Annotated in this window: 13 protein-coding genes and 1 pseudogene; 6 read left to right on the top strand and 8 right to left on the bottom strand. The window is 71.7% G+C overall.

Annotated elements, in window-relative coordinates; translation table 11 throughout:
• Nucleotides 1-459 precede the first annotated feature (459 nt).
• Nucleotides 460-1,911 carry a TIM barrel protein gene (locus tag AB0O28_RS33310; protein ID WP_363646543.1) on the top strand — a complete coding sequence of 484 codons (1,452 nt, stop codon included), beginning with the start codon at nucleotides 460-462 and terminating at the stop codon, nucleotides 1,909-1,911.
• A gap of 81 nt (nucleotides 1,912-1,992) precedes the next feature.
• On the opposite strand, the gene AB0O28_RS33305 is transcribed toward AB0O28_RS33310, so the two are convergent.
• The 4 genes from AB0O28_RS33305 to AB0O28_RS33290 all read right to left on the bottom strand — a co-directional run bounded on the left by AB0O28_RS33305 (nucleotide 1,993) and on the right by AB0O28_RS33290 (nucleotide 6,910).
• Nucleotides 1,993-3,498 (bottom strand): glycoside hydrolase family 3 protein, encoded by a 1,506-nt coding sequence (locus tag AB0O28_RS33305; protein WP_363646542.1) that lies wholly within the window; start codon nucleotides 3,496-3,498, stop codon nucleotides 1,993-1,995.
• 114 nt (nucleotides 3,499-3,612) lie between these two features.
• Nucleotides 3,613-4,557, bottom strand: coding sequence for a carbohydrate ABC transporter permease (locus AB0O28_RS33300; RefSeq protein WP_363646541.1), 945 nt, complete (start codon nucleotides 4,555-4,557; stop codon nucleotides 3,613-3,615).
• Nucleotides 4,554-5,573 (bottom strand): sugar ABC transporter permease, encoded by a 1,020-nt coding sequence (locus AB0O28_RS33295; protein WP_363646540.1) that lies wholly within the window; start codon nucleotides 5,571-5,573, stop codon nucleotides 4,554-4,556. The genes AB0O28_RS33300 and AB0O28_RS33295 overlap by 4 nt, the downstream gene beginning before the upstream one ends.
• Before the next feature lie 5 nt (nucleotides 5,574-5,578).
• Nucleotides 5,579-6,910, bottom strand: coding sequence for a sugar ABC transporter substrate-binding protein (locus AB0O28_RS33290; protein WP_363646539.1), 1,332 nt, complete (start codon nucleotides 6,908-6,910; stop codon nucleotides 5,579-5,581).
• 216 nt (nucleotides 6,911-7,126) lie between these two features.
• Between AB0O28_RS33290 and AB0O28_RS33285 the strand changes: the two genes are divergently transcribed.
• Nucleotides 7,127-8,302, top strand: a complete 1,176-nt coding sequence (locus tag AB0O28_RS33285; RefSeq protein WP_363646538.1) for an ROK family protein — start codon at nucleotides 7,127-7,129, stop codon at nucleotides 8,300-8,302.
• A 97-nt stretch (nucleotides 8,303-8,399) separates the two neighbouring features.
• Here AB0O28_RS33285 and AB0O28_RS33280 read toward each other — a convergent pair whose 3' ends face one another.
• Together AB0O28_RS33280 and AB0O28_RS33275 are read right to left on the bottom strand one after the other, a co-directional pair.
• Complete coding sequence (locus AB0O28_RS33280; protein WP_363646537.1) at nucleotides 8,400-8,675, bottom strand: helix-turn-helix transcriptional regulator; 276 nt, start codon at nucleotides 8,673-8,675, stop codon at nucleotides 8,400-8,402.
• Nucleotides 8,676-8,844: 169 nt separating this feature from the next.
• Nucleotides 8,845-9,306 (bottom strand): annotated as a pseudogene (locus AB0O28_RS33275) (cupin domain-containing protein); the annotation flags it as partial.
• Between the two features lie 125 nt (nucleotides 9,307-9,431).
• Between AB0O28_RS33275 and AB0O28_RS33270 the strand changes: the two are divergent.
• Nucleotides 9,432-11,171 (top strand): zinc-binding dehydrogenase, encoded by a 1,740-nt coding sequence (locus tag AB0O28_RS33270; protein ID WP_363646536.1) that lies wholly within the window; start codon nucleotides 9,432-9,434, stop codon nucleotides 11,169-11,171.
• A 90-nt stretch (nucleotides 11,172-11,261) separates the two neighbouring features.
• Here the strand turns inward: AB0O28_RS33270 and AB0O28_RS33265 are convergent, their stop codons facing one another.
• On the bottom strand, nucleotides 11,262-16,394 hold the full coding sequence (locus AB0O28_RS33265) for a DEAD/DEAH box helicase (protein WP_363646535.1): 5,133 nt from the start codon (nucleotides 16,392-16,394) through the stop codon (nucleotides 11,262-11,264).
• Nucleotides 16,395-16,535: 141 nt separating this feature from the next.
• Here AB0O28_RS33265 and AB0O28_RS33260 point away from each other — a divergent pair, with 141 nt between their 5' ends.
• From AB0O28_RS33260 to AB0O28_RS33250, 3 genes are all read left to right on the top strand, one after another.
• Complete coding sequence (locus AB0O28_RS33260; protein WP_363646534.1) at nucleotides 16,536-16,670, top strand: hypothetical protein; 135 nt, start codon at nucleotides 16,536-16,538, stop codon at nucleotides 16,668-16,670.
• 46 nt (nucleotides 16,671-16,716) lie between these two features.
• A complete protein-coding gene (locus AB0O28_RS33255) occupies nucleotides 16,717-17,205 on the top strand; it encodes a VOC family protein (protein WP_363646533.1) in 489 nt (162 codons plus the stop codon).
• 136 nt (nucleotides 17,206-17,341) lie between these two features.
• Nucleotides 17,342-17,536: a DUF3046 domain-containing protein gene (locus tag AB0O28_RS33250; protein ID WP_363646532.1), complete on the top strand. Its 195-nt coding sequence runs from the start codon at nucleotides 17,342-17,344 to the stop codon at nucleotides 17,534-17,536.
• Nucleotides 17,537-18,299: 763 nt separating this feature from the next.
• Here the strand turns inward: AB0O28_RS33250 and AB0O28_RS33245 are convergent.
• On the bottom strand, nucleotides 18,300-18,575 hold the full coding sequence (locus tag AB0O28_RS33245) for a hypothetical protein (RefSeq protein ID WP_363646531.1): 276 nt from the start codon (nucleotides 18,573-18,575) through the stop codon (nucleotides 18,300-18,302).
• Nucleotides 18,576-18,828: the final 253 nt, after the last annotated feature.

The following is an 18,828-nucleotide window of genomic DNA, read 5'->3' as shown; positions in this document are numbered from 1 at the left end:
ACCGCCAACTCCTCCGACGAGATCGGCACCTCGAAGGTCAACGCCGACCTCGCCCTGCGCACCCCGGTCGACGTCGCCGCCGGCGAGTACCACTCGACCCTGACCCTTTCGCTGTTCAACCAGACCTGAGCCGAAGGCGGGACGCGGTTGCCCGCTGCGAACGTCCGGGACGCGTGCGAGTCTGGCACGCGTCCCGGACGACCATCCGCGATCGACGCCGACGACGGCTATCTCTTGCCGGCGACGTACGGCCGCCACTTTGATCTCAATCCAAACAAAGTCACGCGGATCTCGGCAGAACACTCTTCACAGTTCACACAAAGTGACGTAGCTTCCTGATCAAGCTGCCCAAACAGTGAAGCGTGGGGCGGAAGAGGAGGCATCAGAGGCTCGCCGCGTCATCGGGGGATCAAGGTTCTTCATGCATATGAACTTGGCACGACATGGAGTCGCACAACGATGAGCGCGTTCGACGAAGAGAACGAGACCGGGCAGATGCTGCGCCGCAGGCTGGGGCTGAACCGGCGCCAGTTCCTCGCGGCCACGACGGGTGTGACGGCGGTGACGGCCCTGTCGGCGACGGGTCTGTTCTCCTCGGCCGCCCACGCGAGCCTCGGCGAGGGCGACGAGATGAAGGGTGACCAGTACGCGCTGATTCCGGCGGCGAAGCGAGGCATCATCCTCTACACCGTCCGCGACGTGATCTCGCGTAACCCGCTGGCGGACCCGAGCCTGCCCGCCGGCTTCCGGCGCACTTTCGAGGAGCTGGGCAAGATCGGTTACTCGCAGGTCGAGTTCGCCGGCTACAGCCAGCACGCGAACGCCGAGGGCGGCGCGAACCTGGAGAGCGTGGCGGGTGCCCGCCTGCTGCGCGGCTGGCTGGACGACAACGGCCTGCGCGCCCAGGGCAACCACGGGTTCATCCCCGGCTCCTGGCCGCTGAGCCAGGCCGACATCGACCGCTTCAAGCTTCACCTGGAGATCGCCAACATCCTCGGCATGGAACACGTCGGCACCGGCAACGACCCCACGGGCAGCGCCTACAAGGCCGACTGGGACGTCGCGGCGGACAAGTGGCACCAGCTCGGCGCCCTCGCCAAGGACGCAGGCCTCAAGCTGTACACGCACAATCACGACGTCGCCTACAGCTTCCTGCTCGACAGCGGCCCGCTCGACGCGCAGGGCCGGCCCACCCGCTCCTCCGGCATCCGCCGCCTCGAGTACTTCCTGCAGATCACCGACCCCCAGCTGGTCCACTTGGAGATGGACATCTTCTGGGCGTACGTGGCCCAGCACAGGTACAAGACCTTCACCGCGCCCGACGGGTCGACGCAGACCGGCATCTTCAACCCGCTGAGGGTCGTGCAGGGGGCGGACGCGCGGTTCCCGCTGTTCCACGCCAAGGACGGGAAGTACGACCCGGCGACCAGCCAAGGCTACGACATGACGGCGTTCGGGCTCGGCGACATCGACTACGACGGGTTCTTCTCCGAGGGCCCGAAGAGGGGCCGCTACAACCCGATGTTCGAGAACGACAACGCCCCCGGCGGCACGGCCAACCCCGGCCAGTCGCTGGAGCACGCCAGGATCAGCTACGCCAACATGTCGGCGCTTCGCAACAAGGTCCCGCTGACCGTCACCGCTTCGTCCCGCTGCGTGGGCACGTCGGTGTACGTCGCGGTGACGGCGGTCAACGACGGCGATGTGCCGGTGACCGTGACGCTGTCGACTCCCTATGGTTCCAAGACGGTGGCCGACGTGGCTCCGGGCAAGCAGGCGTACCAGTCCTTCAGCGCGCGGGCCGGGCAGATCGGCGCGGGCAAGGTGACGGTTACGGGGACCGCGACGATCGGTGGCAAGCAGGTCACCACGTCCTACGACGCCACGTACACCGCGATCAGCTGCGGCTGACCGGGCCCCGCGGGTGAGTTCTGGGCGGTCGTGGGTCAGTCGAGCCAGTTCGCCGGCCGCGACGAACTGGCTCGACAACGGCTAGCTGACCGCCAGGGGACCACCGCACAGCAGCTCCACCGCCGCCTGTGCGTTGGCACGGGCCGCGCCGTACGTCGCGATGTAGGCCCCGGCGCCGGGCCGCCAGATCGGCAGGCCCATCTCCATCACGACGGCGTCCGGACGGGCGGCGAGCAACGCGGAGATCAGGTCCCGGCTGCCCGCGTGCCGGTGGGCGTCCTTGACGACCACGATCAGCGAGCGGTTCCCGGCCGCCCGGCCGAGCAGCGCCCCGGCGTCGGCCTTCTCCGGCGTGACCCGGACGATCTCGGCCTGCGGCAGCCACGGCGCGACGCCCCAGGGCACCTCGCCCACCGCGATCGTCGGCGGCGTGTCGATCTCGACCACGAACGGATCGGCCAGAGGGCCCGTGGAGCCCGTCAGCGACACGGCGCGGCGGGCGGCGTCGAGACCGATGACTTCGTCCTGCGCCACCTGTGTGCGCGAGGTTTCGAACCAGTCGCGCAGCCGTTCCACCCGCGCGGCGGCCTCCTCCAGCCGCTCACCCGCCAGCCTGCCCTCGGCGACGGCGTCGACGATGTGGGCCACCATGCGCCGGACATCCTCCGGCGTGGGCAGCGGCCCGAGGCACAGCATGTCGGCGCCCGCGGACAGGGCCAGCACCGCCCCCTCCGCGAGCCCCACGCTCCCGCTGATCGCGTGCATGTCGAGCGCGTCGGTCAGCACGACGCCGTCGTAACCCAGCTCCCGGCGCAGCAGCCGGGTGAGCGCCTGCGCGCTGAGCGTCGCGGGCAGGTCACCGGTCAGCTCGGGAACCGCCACGTGCGCCGTCATGATCGACTTCACTCCGGCCTCGATCGCCGCGAGGAAGGGGACCAGCTCGCGCTCCCTGAGCAGGTCGACAGAGGCGTCCACCAGCGGGATCTCGAGGTGGGAGTCCTGATGGGTGGCGCCGTGGCCGGGGAAGTGCTTGACGCAGGCGGCGATCCCCGCCGACTGCAGGCCGCGTACGGCGGCGACCGTGTGCCGTGCCACGAGGCCGGGCGACGAGCCGAACGACCGGGTGCCGATGATCGGGTTGTCGTCGGCGGTGTTCACGTCGGCCACCGGGCCCATGTCGAGGTTCACCCCGCACCGCGCGAGGTCGGCGGCCATCGCGTGGTAGACCCGCTCGGTCAGATCCACGTCGTCCACCGCGCCGAGCGCCGCGTTGCCCGGGTAGGCGCTCCCGGTGTGGTAGGCCAGCCGGGTGACGTCCCCGCCCTCCTCGTCCAGGGAGACGACCGGGCGGCCCGCCTCGTTCAGGCGGGCGATGAGCGCGGCCACCTGCTCGTCGCCGGCGATGTTCGACCCGAACAGGCAGACGCCGCCAAGACCGTCCTCCAGGCCGCGTAGCACCCAGTCCGGCGCCGTCGTGCCCCTGAACGAGATCAGCAGTGTTCCCGCGGCGAGCCGGTTCAGGCCCGGGTCGCCGGTACGCGTGGACGGGGCGGCGGCCCCCGCCAGGGGGTCGCGGGTGGCGGACATGGTGTCTCGGCTCCTTGGGTGCGGTGGGGGTGAGGGCGCGCGGGCAGGCCCCGTACGGCCACCGGGGGCGGTGGCCGTGCGGGCGGCCGTACGAGGGGGGTGCTGGCGGCGGGGTTATCCCTTGACCGCGCCCGCGACGAGGCCGGAGACCATCCGCCGCTGAACCAGCAGGAAGAAGATGAGGACCGGGATGGTCATCAGGGTCGAGGCGGCCATGATGCCGCCCCAGTCGGTCGAGCGCTGACCGACGAAGAACTTCAGAGCGACCGGCATCGTGTACTTGCCCTGGTCGTTGATGAGGGTCAGGGCGAACACGAACTCGTTCCAGGTGGTGATGAACGCGAAGATGCTGGTCGCGACGAGGCCGGGCGCGACGAGCGGGAACAGCACCCGCCAGAAGGTGGTGAACCGGCCCGCGCCGTCGATCCAGGCCGCCTCCTCCAGCTCCCTGGGCACGGCCGCGACGAACGTGCGCAGCATCCAGACGGAGAACGGCAGCGTCAGGCCGACGTTGATGACGATCAGACCGAGCAGCTGGTCGTACAGGCCGATCCGCTTGACCATGGTGAACAGCGGGATCAGCAGCGCCTCGGCCGGCACCATCTGCACGATCAGCAGCAGGATCAGGAACGAGGTGCGGAAGCGGAAGCGGAACCGCGCGACCGCGGTCGCGGCGAGCAGCGCGAAGACGGCGCCGATCACGACGGCGCTGAGCGCCACGATCGTGCTGTTGAGCAGGTACTGCCAGATGGGGAGCTCGCCCACGCCCTTGGTGAAGACCCGCTGGACGTGGTCCAGCGAGGGCGGGCTGGGGAACGGGATGAAGCTCGTGGTGAAGATCTGGTCGTTCGGCTTGAAGGCCGTGGCGACCATCCAGTAGACGGGGAAGACCGCGAAGAGGAACACCGCGACCCCGGCCGCGTTCAGCGAGACCCGGGCGAGCCAGGGCTTGAAGGGCGTGATCCTCCAGCGAACCGGGAGAACCGCGAAGAGGAGCACCACGACCCTGGGCGCGTTCGGCGGGACCCGGCCGGGCTTGTTGCGGGTCAGCGGGCTCATCGGATGTCGTCCTCCGTCTTCACGATCTGCCGGACGTAGACGAGGGTGATCAGCAGCAGGATCACGGTCAGCACGACCGCGATGGCGGCGCCGAGGCCCAGCTTCGGCGCGCTGCCGCCGAACGCCTCGGCGTAGCTCCACAGCGACAGGTTGAACGAGTCCCGGTTCGTGGTGCCGCCCGCCAGCAGGTAGAGCTGGGTGAAGACCTTGAAGTCCCAGATGATCGACAGCACGACCAGCACCGAGAACACCGGCTTGAGCAGCGGGAAGGTGATCCTCCTGAACGTGGTGAGCGCACCCGAGCCGTCCATCTTCGCCGCCTCGTACAGCTCCGACGGGATGCTCTTCAGACCGGCGAGCACCGACACCGCGATGAACGGGAACGACGCCCAAACCACGGCCACGACCAGCACGAAGTAGAGCGTGGAGGTGTCGTTGAACCAGGGCTGCCCGCTCCAGTCCGAACGGCCGAACAGCAGGTTCGCCAGCCAGTCGGGCAGCAGGTTCAGCATCCAGTTGACGACGCCGGCGTCCGAGTCGAACAGCCACTTCCACACGATGGCCTGCGCGGTGGGCGGGGTCGCCCAGGCGGCCATGACGCCGACGATGACGAACGTGGACATCTTGCTGCCGAGCCGGTTCAGCAGCAGGCCGACCAATGTGCCGAGGACGAGCGTCAGTGTGACGGTGACGAGCGCGAAGATCACCGTGTTGCGCAGCGACGACCAGAACAGGGGCGAGGAGAGGACGCTGTTGTAGTTGTCCACGCCGACGAAGTCGGCCGGCGCGGGATTGACGGCCTTGATCTGCCGGAGCCCGACCTTGTGGAAGGACATCTCGATCATCTGGTACATCGGGTAGAGCAGCAGCACCGCGATGACCAGAAGACCGGGCAGGAGCAGGACGTACGGAACGGCCTTCGGCGACAGGCCCGATCCGCGCGCCCGTTTGCGACTGCGCCGCGACGGGGCGGAGGTGTCGGCTCCGCCCCGGGCGAGGGTTGACGTCTGAGTCATGATCCCTACTGGTTGAGGATCGTCTCAAGCTCGGTGTTCGCGTCCGTCAGAGCCTGGTCGACGCCCTTCTTGCCCTCGATCACCTCGCGTGCCGCGTTCTGCAGCACGGCCTTGGTGTCGTTGGCCTCGGCCCAGTTGGGGCTGGCCGGGAAGCCCTTGGCGACCTTGAAGGTGTCCGTGAACGGCTTCTGGGCGGGGTCGCCGCCCATCTCCGCGAGCGCGTCGGGGTAGAGCGGCAGCAGGCCGCCCTCCTTGGCGTACCGCACGCCGAACTCCTTGCCCGCGGCGAGCTTGACGTACTCCAGGGCGAGCTCGGGGTTCTTGGTGTCCTTCCAGACGGCGATGTCGTTGCCGCCCTGGAAGGCCGGGGCCGGGCCGGAGCCGTCCTTGGCGGGCAGCGAGAAGAAGCCCATCTTCGACTCGTCGACCTTGCCCTTGCTCTGCTCCTTGATGGCGGCGATGTCCCACCCGCCGGTGACGTACATGCCGACCTTGCCGGCGGCGAAGCGCTGGGCGATGTCGACGGAGTTCTGGGTCAGGCGGCCCTTGCCGGACACGCCGTCCTTGGCGACCAGGTCCGTGTAGAACTGGAAGCCCTCCTTGAAGCCCGGCTGGGTGAGCTGACCCACCCACTTGCCGCCCTCGAACTTGGCGAAGTCACCGCCCGCCGACCAGACGAACGGCGACAGCGACATGTTCGCGTCGGAGCCGCCGTTGAAGGCGAAGCCGTCGACGTCCTTGCCCTGCTTGTCCACGATCTTCTTGGCCGCGGCGACCAGGTCGTCCCAGGTCTTGGGGACCTCGATGCCGAGCTTGTCGAACCAGTCCTTGCGGTAGAGCACGGCGCGGGTGCCGCCGCCCCACGGCACGGCGTAGACCTTGCCGTCGATGGTCTCGTAGCTCCACAGGTTCTGCGGGATCTGCTGGAGCTCGGGGTCGCTCTTGGTGGCGTCGGTGATGTCCGCGAGCGCGTCCTGTGCCACCCAGGCGGCGACCTGGTCGTTGCCGAACTCGGTGACGTCCGGGCCCTCGCCGCCGGCGAGCGCGGTGGTCCACTTCTTCTGGGCGTCGGGCCAGGGGATCCACTGGACCTTGGCTTCGGCGCCCGTTTTCTCCTTGAACTCGGCGTTCAGGTCGTCCATGTATTTGGTGAAGACGTCGGTGGGGGCACCGAGTCGCCACACGGTAAGAGTCTGGCCGGCGAACTTGGGACCGCTCGCGGCGGCGGAGGACGACGGGGTGGTCGTGCTACCGGAGTCGTCGCTTCCGCAAGCGGCGAGTCCCAGGGCCAGGGCAGCGGTCGCGGTGGTCGCGACCGCGATCTTCGCGATCTTCACGATGGGTCTCTCCCTTCCCGGCTTCGCGTCGGGGGTGCGCCTCGTGGGGGGTGTCGGCGGGCCGCTCACCTGCTGGAAGGCGCTCTCCTTTCGGTCGGCGCTCTGGCGTCCCGAGGCCTGATCGGTTGCCTCCGGGCTGGCTGGCGCTAAACTAACAAGAAACTTTCTTATAAAAAAGACCGTGTTAGCGGATCGTGACGAGAGGGGAACCAGCCGGTGCCACAACAACCGGGTACGCCTCGGCTGCTTCGGCAGATCAACGACCGCGCGGCATTGGAACTCCTCATCTCCAGAGGCCCGCTGACCAGGGCTGAGTTGGGAGAGCTTACCGGGCTGTCCAAGGTCACATCCGGCCAGCTCCTGGCCCGCCTGGAGACGCGCGGGCTGGTCACGGCCGCGGGGGAGCGCCCCGGCGGACGCGGCCCCAACGCCGCGCTGTACGGGGTCAACCCCTCCAGCGCGTACGTCGCGGGGCTGGAGGTGCTGCCGGACAGCGTCACGGCCGCCGTCGCCGACATCACCGGCACGGTCGTCGCCCAGGTGACGGTGGACCCGAGCGAGGCCCGCGATCCGGTGCGCATCGTCCACGAGGCCGTGCAGCGGGCATGCGGGACGGCAGGGATCGAACTCGCCCGGCTGCGCTGCTTCGTCATCGGCACGCGCGGGGTCGTCGACCCGCTCACCGGTGACATGCGCTACTCCGTCGACCTGCCCGCCTGGCATGTCGGCATCCTGGCCGGGCTGCGCACCCTGCTCGGCGAGAGCGTCATCATCGAGAACGACGTCAACCTGGCGGCCCTCGCCGAGAGGACGTACGGCGCCGCGCGGGGCGCCGACGACTTCGTGATTCTCTGGACGGGCGTCGGACAGGGCCTCGGTGTCATGCTCGGCGGGCGCCTGCATCGCGGCATCACCGGCGGCGCGGGCGAGATCGGCTGGCTGCCCGTCCCCGGGGAGCCGCTGCCCAGCGCGGTCACGGCGCCGCAGACCGGCTCCTTCCAGCGCCTCGTCGGAGGAGAGGCGCTGCGAAATCTGGCCCGCGTGCACGGCGTCGCCGCCGGAAACGTCCGGGACGCCGGGGTGGCCGGCCTCGTCCGTACGGCCATCGACGCGGGCAACGAGGCCTTCGTCGAGGACCTGGCCGGGCGGCTCGCGGTAGGGGTCGCGGCGGTCTCCGTGGTTCTCGACCCGGGACTCGTCGTGCTCGGCGGTGACGTGGGCAGGGCCGGCGGCGCTCACCTCGCGGGGCGTGTCGAGGAGGCGGTGGCCCGGGTGTGCCCGAGCCGCCCCACAGTGGTGGCGACCGCGGTGAAGGGCAATCCCGTTCTCATGGGTGCGATCGTCGCGGCACTGGACCGAGCGCGTGAAGAGGTCTTCTCGGACACAGTCTGACGATATGCCGACCGTCATGCCCGGCTCTCCACGCGACCGCTGCACTCACCTCGCCATCGCGCGCCGAGCACGAGGCCGCCTATGGCGACCTGTCCAGTTATGAGCGTCCTGGAGAAGGACAGCCCAGGCGGCGGTATCTGCCGGGGGCCATGCCGTACTCGCGCCTGAAGGCATTGGCGAACACGAACTCCGAGCCGTAGCCGACCGCGCCGGCGATTTCGCTCAGCGGGGCGTCGGAGTCGCGCAGCATGTGCGCGGCCGTGTTGAGCCGCCACCACGTCACATAGGTCAGCGGTGGCTGCCCGACGAACTGGGCGAACCGGCGGGAGAACGCCGCGCGGGACAGCCCCGCGCGACGGCCGAGCGACTGCACCGTCCACGGATGGGCAGGGTCTCGGTGGATGTCCCCGAGTGCGGCACTGATGACGGGGTCGGCCAGCGCGGCGGCCCAGCCGCCGGGCTTGCAGTGCTCCCATCGAGACGTCGAACCAGGCGCGCAGGATGTACAGCAGCAGCGTGTCCAGCAGCGCCGGTACCACCAGGGCCGCGCCTGGCCGCGGGGCGGCGATCTCTGCGCCGAGCAGCTCCACGGCGGCGCGCAGCTCGGTGTTGTGCCCGAGCCTGGCGGGCAGGTGGATCATCGCGGGCAATCCTCCGAGCAGGGGATGAGCCTGCGTGGAGTCGAGCCGGTAGCCGCCGCAGGGCGTGACGGTGACGGGCCCGGTGCCCTCCATGGAGGCCGAGGCGAACAGCTCGGCGGGAGCGTAGGGGTCGCAGTCGGGTTCCACGACGGGGCTGGTGGGCGAGTCGGCCAGCGCGTAACCGTGCCCATGGGGGAAGAACAGCAGGTCGCCCGTGCCGACCGGGATCGGCTCGCCCTCCGGCGGGATCGCCCAGCACGAGCCCTGCAGCACCACCTGGAACCCCGCCGAGCCGGACACCGACGGGAACCGCTGCCCCCAGGGGGCCGGCCACTCGACACGCGCCGAGCGGGGCACGCCCATGCGCATAGAGGCGACCACGTCGCTCAGCACGTCCATCACGTGAGTCTAATGCGAGAGATGATCGCGTATGAATCGCAGACAGAAGCGCATTGGTCGCCTCATGCAGTGCTCCTATGGTTGACGGCATGACAAAAGTCCTGGTCAGCGGGGCGACCGGCACGATCGGCCGTCCCCTGGTGAACCAGCTCGAAGAGGCGGGCGCCGACGTCCGCACGGTGACGAGACGGCTGACCGATCCGGTCGCGCTGGAAGCGGCTCTCGACGGCGTCGATGCGGTGTTCCTGCTGTGGCCGTTCGACTCGGTCGAGGGCGTCCACGAGGTGGTGGAGCTGATCGGGGCGCGGCGGGTGGTCTACCTGTCCTCGGCCGCCGCGCGCCCGCACGAGGTCGAGATCGAGCGCCTGATCGCCGGGACCGCCCGGGAGTGGACGGTGCTGCGCCCGCACGCGTTCGCGGCCAACACTCTGCGGTGGGCCGACCAGGTCCGCGCGGGCGTCGTGCGGCAGCCGTACGGCGACGTGGCCTTCGCCCCGGTCCACGAGCGGGACGTGGCAGGCGTCGCGGTGCGCGCGCTGCTCGGCGAAGGGCACCACGGCGTGGTCCACACGCTGACCGGACCTCGGACGCTGACCCAACGGGAGCAGGCGCGGGCGATCGGCGCGGCGATCGGCCGGCCGGTGCGCTGGGAGGAGGAGCCCCCGGAGGAGGCCAGGCGACGGCTGCTCGGGCTGGGGTGGCCCGCGCCGGTCGTGGACGGGACGCTGCGCGGCCTGGCCGAGCCCGGCCCGGTCACCGGGACCGCCGAGGAGGTCACCGGAGCGCCCGCGAGCACGTTCGAGACATGGGCGAGCGAGCACGCCGCGGACTTCCTCGGCACCATGCGGGCCGCCCGCATCCACGAGTACGGCGACGCCTCTGTGATCTCGCTGGACGAGGTGCCGGTGCCGAGGCCCGGGCCGGGCGAGGTGCTCATCAGGGTGACCGCCACGTCGTTCAACCCGTCGGAGGCCGGCCTGCGGATGGGCCTGCTGCGGGACGTGCTCGGCGTCACGCTGCCGCACACGCTCGGCTGGGACGTAGCCGGCACGGTGGTCACCGGGGCGGGTGACCTCGCCCCGGGCGACAGGGTGATCGGGCTCATCGACGGAGCGGCGGCCGAGTACGCGGTCGCGAAGGCGAGCATGCTGACCAGGGCGCCGGAGCGGATGGCGCTGGCGGCCGCGGCCGCTGTGCCGGTGGCCGGGCTCACCGCGTGGCAGGCGGTCTTTGAGCACGCCCGAATCGGCCGCGGCAGCCGGGTGCTGATCAACGGCGCGGGCGGCGGCGTCGGGCTGTTCGCCGTGCAGCTGGCCAAGCTCGCGGGCGCGCATGTGGTGGCCACGGCCGGCCCGCGCAGCGCCGCCGCCGTGCGGGCGCTGGGCGCCGACGAGGTCGTCGACTACACCACCGACGCCCTGCCGGGCGGCAACGACGTGCTGATCAACCTGGTGCCCGACGTGCCCGCCTCGGTGACGGAGCTGGCCGAGGAATTCGTCTCGATCACCCAGCCGATCGTGCATCCGCGCGCCGTCCGGTTCGTGGCCCGCAACGACCCGGGTCAGCTGACCGAGCTCGTGGCGCTGATCGACAAGGGCCTGGTGGACGTCGAGGCGGCCGTTCGCCCGCTGGAGTCCCTGGCGGACCTGCATCGGGAAGCGGAGCGCGGTCTTGTCCGGGGAAAAGTCGTACTGACGGTGGAGCCCCGGCGCTTGTCAGACGTCGGCCGGCGCTCTCCACGCCCAGACCGGCCCGGCGTGGCAGGGCGAGCGTGCCGCTGCAGGATCCGAGGGGCAAGCCCTGCCGAGCGCGCGGGACGCCGTGCGTGAGTGACCGGCGCGCGCGTGGGCGACCGGGGTGCGCGTGACCGGCGCGCGCGTGGGTGAGGCCGCGGCTCCGCCCGCTGAACGCGAACCGAGTCAGGCGCGGATGCGCAGGCCGCGAGGGGTGGGGTGGAAGCCCGCGGCTTCGAGCGCCGCCGCGAGCGGGGAGTCGCCGATGGCGGCGCCGTCGGCCCGCTCGACGGTCAGCTTGCCCAGCGCCCCCCGCTTCACCGCGACGGCCAGGGCCTGCACGGCGGGCCTCAGGTCCTCCTCGGGCCCGAACGAGAGCAGGGTCTTCCCGCCGCGCTCGACGTAGAGGATCAGCGCGCCTTCCACCAGCACCACCAGCGCGCCGGCCTTGCGGCCCGGCTTGTGGGTCACGTCGTCCGCGCGGTCCGGCCACGGCAGGGCCGCGCCGTGCGGATTGGCCGGGTCGGTCGCCGCGAGCACGACCGCACGGCGGGGCGGCGGCGGGGCGGGGATGGTCCACAGGTCCTCGACCGGAGCGGGGCGTGTGGAGGACATCGCACGCATACGGTCGACCGCGCCAGGCAGCGCGAACTGGGCGCCGCCCAGACCCTCCACGAAGTAGCCGCGACGGCACCGGCCGCTCTCCTCGAAGGCGCGCAGCACCTGATAGACGGCGGAGAACCCGCCGGGCAGGCGCTCGGCGGTGATGCCGCCCCTGGTCAGCACGCCGTGTCGTTCCAGCAGGACTTCGGCCTGCGCGTGCGCCCGCTGAGTGGCGTCGGCCGACGGCGAAGGCAGCAGCCACCATCGGCCGCTCACGGTCGGCGGGCCGCTTCTCGTCGGCAGCACCGCGCGGCGGCGTCTGGTCGCCGCCGGCCGGTGGGCCGGCCGCCCGGTGCCCAGCGCCGAACGGAGCGGGGCGAGCGTGTCGCCGGTGACCCGGCCCGCCCAAACGAGGTCCCACAGCGCCGCCGCGAGTGTCGTGTCGTCCGGCACCGCGCTCGCGCGCGCCACGCCTGCCGCGTGCGGACTCGTCGCACCCTGTCGTGTGAACGCTCCCGGTCCGATCCCGGTCGCCTCGGTGCCGGTGACGCGGCCGAGGATTCTGGCCCGGCGGGCCGAGGCGGCGTCCGGACCGGGCGGAGGAGGGGCGCCGTCGCCGAGCGCCGCGGTCGCGACCCGGTTGGACAGCTCACGGAAGAACAGTGCTCCGCCCCCGCTCAGGATCTCCAGGATCTGCTCGTGCAGCGGCGTCATGGTGATCTCGGCCGGCGTGGGGAGCAGCAGGGGCGCGGTGTCGGCGAAATAGAGACCGACCCACCCGTCGCCGCCGGGCAGGGAGCCCTGGCCCACCCAGACGACCTCTCCGGACGAGGTCAGCTCGTCGAGCAGAGCGGGGGAGTATCCGGGCACCCGCGCGGGCAGCACTAGCGACTCCAGCGCGGAGGCGGGGACGGCCGCCCCCTGCAACCGCTCGATCGCCGTGATCAGGGCGTCCATCGCCCGCGCCGAGCCGTGGCCCTCCTGCCTCGCTGGACCTGCGTGCCAGCCCTCATGCCGTGCGGGTTCGTCCTGCCGCCCGCCGCGCTGCTGCCACGGCCGGCCCGCCTGCACGCCTGCGCCCGGGTATGCGGCCCCGCCGTCGATCCGGCCGGCGCCCCCCTGCTCGCCACCGGCCCACCCGCCGTCGTTTCCGGCCGCGCGGCCGCCGGTCGGCGTGACGGTCTGCGGGACGATGCCGTGCCATGCGGGCAGGAACGCCGCCAGCGTCTCCGGAGGGACCGGTTCCACTTCCTTGCGGAGCCGCGCCAGCGACCGGCGCCGCAGCAACCGCAGCACCCCGGCGTCACACCACTCCTCGCCCCGGCCACCGGGGCGGAACTCACCCGAGACCACCCGGCCCGCCGCGGCGAGACGGCGAAAGGCCTCGTCCACCACCGCGACGCCCACACCGAAACGGGCGGCGGCCGTGCCGGAGGAGAACGGGCCGCGGGTGCGGGCGTGGCGCGCGACCAGGTCGCCGAGCGGATCGGAAGCGGCGTGGCCGCCGCCCGGCCCGCCGGGCCCACCGGCGAGGGGCGCTTCGAGGAACTCGTGCGGAACGCCCACCGGCAACGGCACCCCGAGCGCGTCACGCAGGCGCCAGGCGTCCTCGACGGCGGCCCACTGCTCGTGGCCCGCCACACGTACCCGGATGGCCCGGCGCGCCCGCTCCAGACCGGCGAGCCAGGCGGGGTCGCCCTCGCGGATCGAGACGTCCTCCGCGAGCAGCGGGCCGTGCGAGCGCAGCAGGTCGGCGAGGTCCTCGGCGTCCCGCAGCGGCCTGTCCAGCCGCGCCAGCTCCCGCTCGGTCTCGGCGACGACGTCCGGGTCGAGCAGCTCCCGCAGGTCGGCCTGCCCCATGAGCTCGGCGAGAAGCGCGGTGTCGAGGGCGAGCGCCTGCGCCCGCCGTTCGGCGAGCGGCGCGTCCCCCTCGTACATGAACGCGCCGATGTAGTTGAACAGGAGCGACGCCGCGAACGGAGACGCCTGGGAGGTCTCCACCTCCACCACCCGCACCCGGCGGGCGGCCACGTCTCGCATGAGCTCCACGAGGCCCGGCACGTCGAAGACGTCCTGCAGGCACTCGCGCATCGTCTCCAGCACCACCGGGAACCCGGCGTACTTGCTCGCGACCCCGAGCAGATGGGCCGCCCGCTGGCGCTGCTGCCACAAGGGGCTGCGCCTGCCGGGGGAGCGGCGGGGCAGCAGGAGGGCGCGTCCGGCGCACTCCCGGAACCGGGAGGCGAAAAGGGCCGACCCGCCCAGCTCCTCGACGACGATCTGCTCGATCTCCTCGGCGTCGAACACCGCGACGTCGGTCGGCGGCTCCTCGAAGGTGTCGGGCACGCGCAACACGATGCCGTCGTCGGAGTGGACGGCCTGGACGTCGACGCCGTACCGCTCGCGCAGGCGCCGCCCGATGGCGAGCGCCCAGGGGGCGTGGACCCGCGCGCCGAAGGGGGAGTGGATCACCACGCGCCAGTCGCCCAGCTCGTCGCGGAACCGCTCGATCACGAGCGTGCGGTCGTCGGGCACATAGCCCGTCGTCTCCCGCTGCTCGGTCAGGTAGGCGAGCAGGTTGCCCGCGGCGTACTCGTCGAGGCCCGCCGCGCGGACCCGCTCGCGCGCCGCCGCCGCGTCGCCCCGGCCGCCCGTCCCGGCGGCCGACAGCTCGCGGAGGAACGCGCCGATCGCCCGGCCCAGCTCGGCGGGCCGCCCCGGCGCGTCCCCGTGCCAGAACGGCAGCTTGCCCGGCTGGCCGGGGGCGGGGGAGACCAGGACCCGGTCGGCGGTGATGTCCTCGATCCGCCACGAGGTCGCGCCCAGCACGAACACGTCGCCGACGCGGGACTCATAGACCATCTCCTCGTCGAGCTCGCCCACCCGCGACGCCTTGTCGCCCACCAGGAACACGCCGAACAGCCCGCGATCGGGGATCGTGCCCCCGTTCGTCACCGCCAGGCGCTGGGCCCCGGGACGGCCCTGGAGGGTGCCCGTCACCCGGTCCCACACGATGCGCGGGCGCAGCTCTGCGAACTCCTCGCTCGGGTAGCGGCCGGCGAGCATGTCGAGCGTCGCCTCCAGCGCACTGCGCGGCAGCGTGGCGTACGGCGCGGCCCGGCGCACCACCGCCTCCAGCGCGTCGACCGTCCACTCGTCGAGCGAGGTCATCGCGACGATCTGCTGGGCCAGCACGTCGAGGGGATTGCGCGGATAGCGAATCTCCTCGATCTGCCCCGTCCGCATGCGCTCGGCCACGACGGCCGTCTGAACCAGGTCGCCCCGATACTTGGGGAAGATCACGCCTCGGGACACGGCACCGACCTGGTGCCCGGCGCGGCCGATGCGCTGCAGCCCGCTCGCCACGCTGGGCGGCGCCTCGACACAGGCCACCAGGTCGACCGAGCCCATGTCGATGCCCAGCTCCAGGCTCGAGGTGGCGACCACCGCGGGCAGACGGCCCGACTTCAGCGCCTCCTCGATCTGGGACCGCTCCTCCTTGGAGACGGAGCCGTGATGCGCCCGCACCACCTCGGGGAGCGCGCCCGCCGAGGCCCCCGCCTGGGCCATGTACTCCGACGGCATGGCGGGCGGGCCCGCCTCGGACCAGCGGTCCGGATCCTCCGGCTCCATACCTTCTCCCGGCGCGGGCGCGGCCCGCCGTTCCCAGGCGAGCTCGTTGAGCCGGGTGCACAGGCGCTCAGACAGGCGCCGGGAGTTGGCGAAGACGATCGTGGACCGGTGGGCCTCGACCAGGTCGAGGAGATGCTCCTCGACATGCGGCCAGATGCTCCTGCGGTGCTCCGGCGATTCGCCGTCCGCGCCGGGCGGCGCCGGCTCCGTCATGTCCTCAACCGGGACCACGACGTCGACCTCGATGATCTTCTCGGAGGGCGGCTGCACGACCGTGGCCGGGCGGGACCCGCCGAGGAACGTCGCCACCTCCCGCACCGGCCGCACGGTCGCCGACAGTCCGATGCGCTGGGCCGGAGCGGGCAGCAGCGCGTCGAGCCGCTCCAGCGTCAGCGCGAGGTGCGCCCCGCGTTTGGTCCCCGCGACGGCGTGCACCTCGTCGACGATCACGGTCTGGACGCCCCGCAGCGCCTCGCGCGCCTGCGAGGTGAGGATCAGGAACAGAGACTCGGGCGTCGTGATCAGGATGTCGGAGGGCCGGGCGGCGAAACGGCGCCGCTCCTCGGCCGCGGTGTCCCCTGAGCGGATCGCCACCGAGATGTCGGGGGCGGGCAGGCCCATCCGCAGCGCCGTCTGCCGGACGCCCGTCAGCGGGGCCCGCAGGTTTCGCTCGACGTCCACCGCCAGAGCCTTCAGGGGAGAGACGTACACGACCCGGCACGGCCGGGGCGGCTCCCCGTTCTCCTTCCGGCCGCGCCGCGCGCCGCGTCGTCCGCCGGGCCGCCCCGCCTCGGACCCGCCGGGCCCCTCGCCGGGCCGACCCGGCGTGACCCCGCCGTGGTGCTCCCGGCCCGCCGCCGCATCCGCCCGCGAGGCCCAGCCCGCCGTGTGCTCGACGGCGAGGCGGTCGATCGCCCACAGGAAGGCCGCGAGGGTCTTGCCGGACCCGGTCGGAGCGACCACGAGCGTGTTCTCGCCTCTGGCGATCGACGACCAGGCGCCCTCCTGCGCGGCCGTCGGCGTCGCGAAGGCGCCGGTGAACCATTCCCTGGTCACCGGGCTGAAGCCGTCGAGCGAACCCACCTGCCCATCATGCATCGCGCCACCGACAGAAAACGCCGCGTCGCCGTCCCGCCAGGTGAGAAGCAAGTGTGGGGCAAGCCGGCCCCGGCAGGCTGATCCCCGTTCGACGCGACCCCAACTCCCCGATGGAGGGATCACGACATGTACGGCAGGAGAAGCCGCACCGACCGGCAGGACCTCGCCCATCAGGCCCGTCAGTCCCGCCAGGCCCGCTACGAGACGCTGCGGGCCGAGCGCGCGGAATGGATCGGCTGGCGAAGATGGCTGCTCTCCTGACACCCGGATGGCATGACATGCCTCGCTCGGGACAACCTTCCTCAGTATGAAAATCGACTACGCGGCCATCGAGGCGGAGCGCTCGCGGATCCGCGAGCGCTACCTGAGCGAGCGCCGTGCCGCAAGCAGCGCGAGGGGCCTGCACCACTTCGCACTGATCTCGTCAGACGTCGAGCGGACGATCCGCTTCTATCACGACCTCCTCGAGTTCCCGCTCACCGAGATCTTCGAGAACCGCGACTACCGCGGGTCCAACCACTTCTTCTTCGACATCGGCAACGGGAACCTGCTGGCGTTCTTCGACCTGCCGGGTCTCGATCTGGAGCCGTACAAGGAGGTCCTCGGCGGGCTCCACCACATCGCGATCTCCGTGGACCGGGCGACGTGGGAGCGCCTGCGCGGCAAGCTCGACGCGGCCGGCGTGCCGTACCAGGAGGAGAGCGGCAGTTCGATCTACTTCCAGGACCCGGACGGCGCCCGCCTGGAGCTCCTCGCCGACCCGCTGGGAGAGATGTACGGCAGCCGCGTCATGTGACCGGCTCCCCGGCATGAGGACGCCAAAGTGAGTTCGGCGCCCACGCGGCTCCAACGCCGGACGGCCGCCCGACGGGCGGCGATCGCGGCGCCGCGGCCGGGAGAGCTCATCCCGGCCGCGGGTCCATACTGAACCCATGCGCCTCACAGACTTCTGGAACAGGATGCGCCGCCACTTCGGCGAGGCGTACGCGGAGTCGTGGGCGAAGGATTACGTGATCTCCGGGCTCGGCGGGCGCACGGTCGAGCAGGCCCTCGCCGAGGGCGTGGCGGCCAAGCAGGTGTGGCAGGCCGTATGCCAGGAGGTCGACGTGGACTCCAGACTGCGCTGACGCGACACCGCAGAGCCCGGACGGGTCCCGAATCGTGCCCGCACCCTGCCCGTGTGTCCTTCGGCACCCTCGCCACACCGAGGTCTCCGTCCGCATCCGCATCGCGAACTCACCTGTCGGCGGCATACCGCCCATGCCGAGGCGTCCCAGCTCGCGTCGCAGCCTCTCCCTTCGCGGCACTTTCCCCGGCCGTCGTCGGCGACCCGCACATCTTCACCGCCGGGGGACCGGGGCCGATTCACCGCGAAGCCGGCCATCGCCGCCGCGGCGCTTAGTTGAACGACGGTTGAGTGCTTGCTGCCGTGTCAAACGAATGAAGCGAGCCGTTCTCGGGTCTCGACCCGCTGGCGGTCGACGCTCTCGCCGAGGTGCTCAAGGACCGCGCCGCCGCGGGCGTGCCGGTGATCTTCTCCAGCCACCGGCTCGACCTGGTCGAACGGCTCTGCGACCCGGTCGGCATCACGAGATGATGCTGGTGGCCCAGCGGGAGATCCGCACGCGCATCAGCCGCCGTCCAGCCCACCGGCACCCTCGCGCGCGTGCTGTCGCCCATGCCGCCGTTCTCCTCCGTGGTCATGCCCGTGCGTACGGCGGCCGCCGACGTACCGCTGGGGGAGATCCTCATCGCGGGGGTGCTCATGATCGCGGCCGTGGCCGCCGTCCTGCTGGGTGCGGCCCGCGTCTATCGGCGGGCGGTGCTCCGCACCGGCGCCCGGGTCAACTGGGCGAAGTCGTCCGCTGACGACCGGCGTCACCGGGAGGATCAGGGAGGCGGGGAGAGCGTCCGGCTGATCGATTCGGCCGCACGGCCGGGGTCGTCGGCGCTCTCCTGGCCGCCCGGCGCCCACAGGAACATCCATCCCTCCCTCGCGGGTGAGGCGAAGACGATCGTCTGCCTGCCGGTGCCCGGATGCCAGACGGACAGAACGGGATCGTCCGCACCGAGCAGGCGTGCGGCGAGGCCGTGCTCGGGGAGCCGCGCCGCGAGCGCCTCAAGGCGGGCCAGGCGCTGTCCGCTGTAGTCGCCGGTGCCCGTCACATGGCCCTCCAGCGGGAGATCCAGCTTTGCTACAAGGATCGTCGCAGGTCATCGCGCTGGCAACCATGGCAGAGTAACGCCCGGGAATGTAACGGCGCGGTTGGGATGCCGTTCGTCTGTCGTGCGCGGTGGCGGCTCCGGCACGTGATCGAACAGTCGTTCGGCTATATTGGATGAGTCGCCGCCGGGGTGCGCGCCATCAGGTCACCGGGGCGCGACAGGTTCCCGGCCCGCCTTCCCGGCGGTGTGCGGG

This window comes from Microbispora sp. NPDC088329 (assembly GCF_040685655.1).
Classification (GTDB): Bacteria; Actinomycetota; Actinomycetes; order Streptosporangiales; family Streptosporangiaceae; genus Microbispora.
The sequence above is the reverse complement of the archived record's forward strand: the minus strand, read 5'-3'. Positions and strand labels throughout refer to the sequence as shown.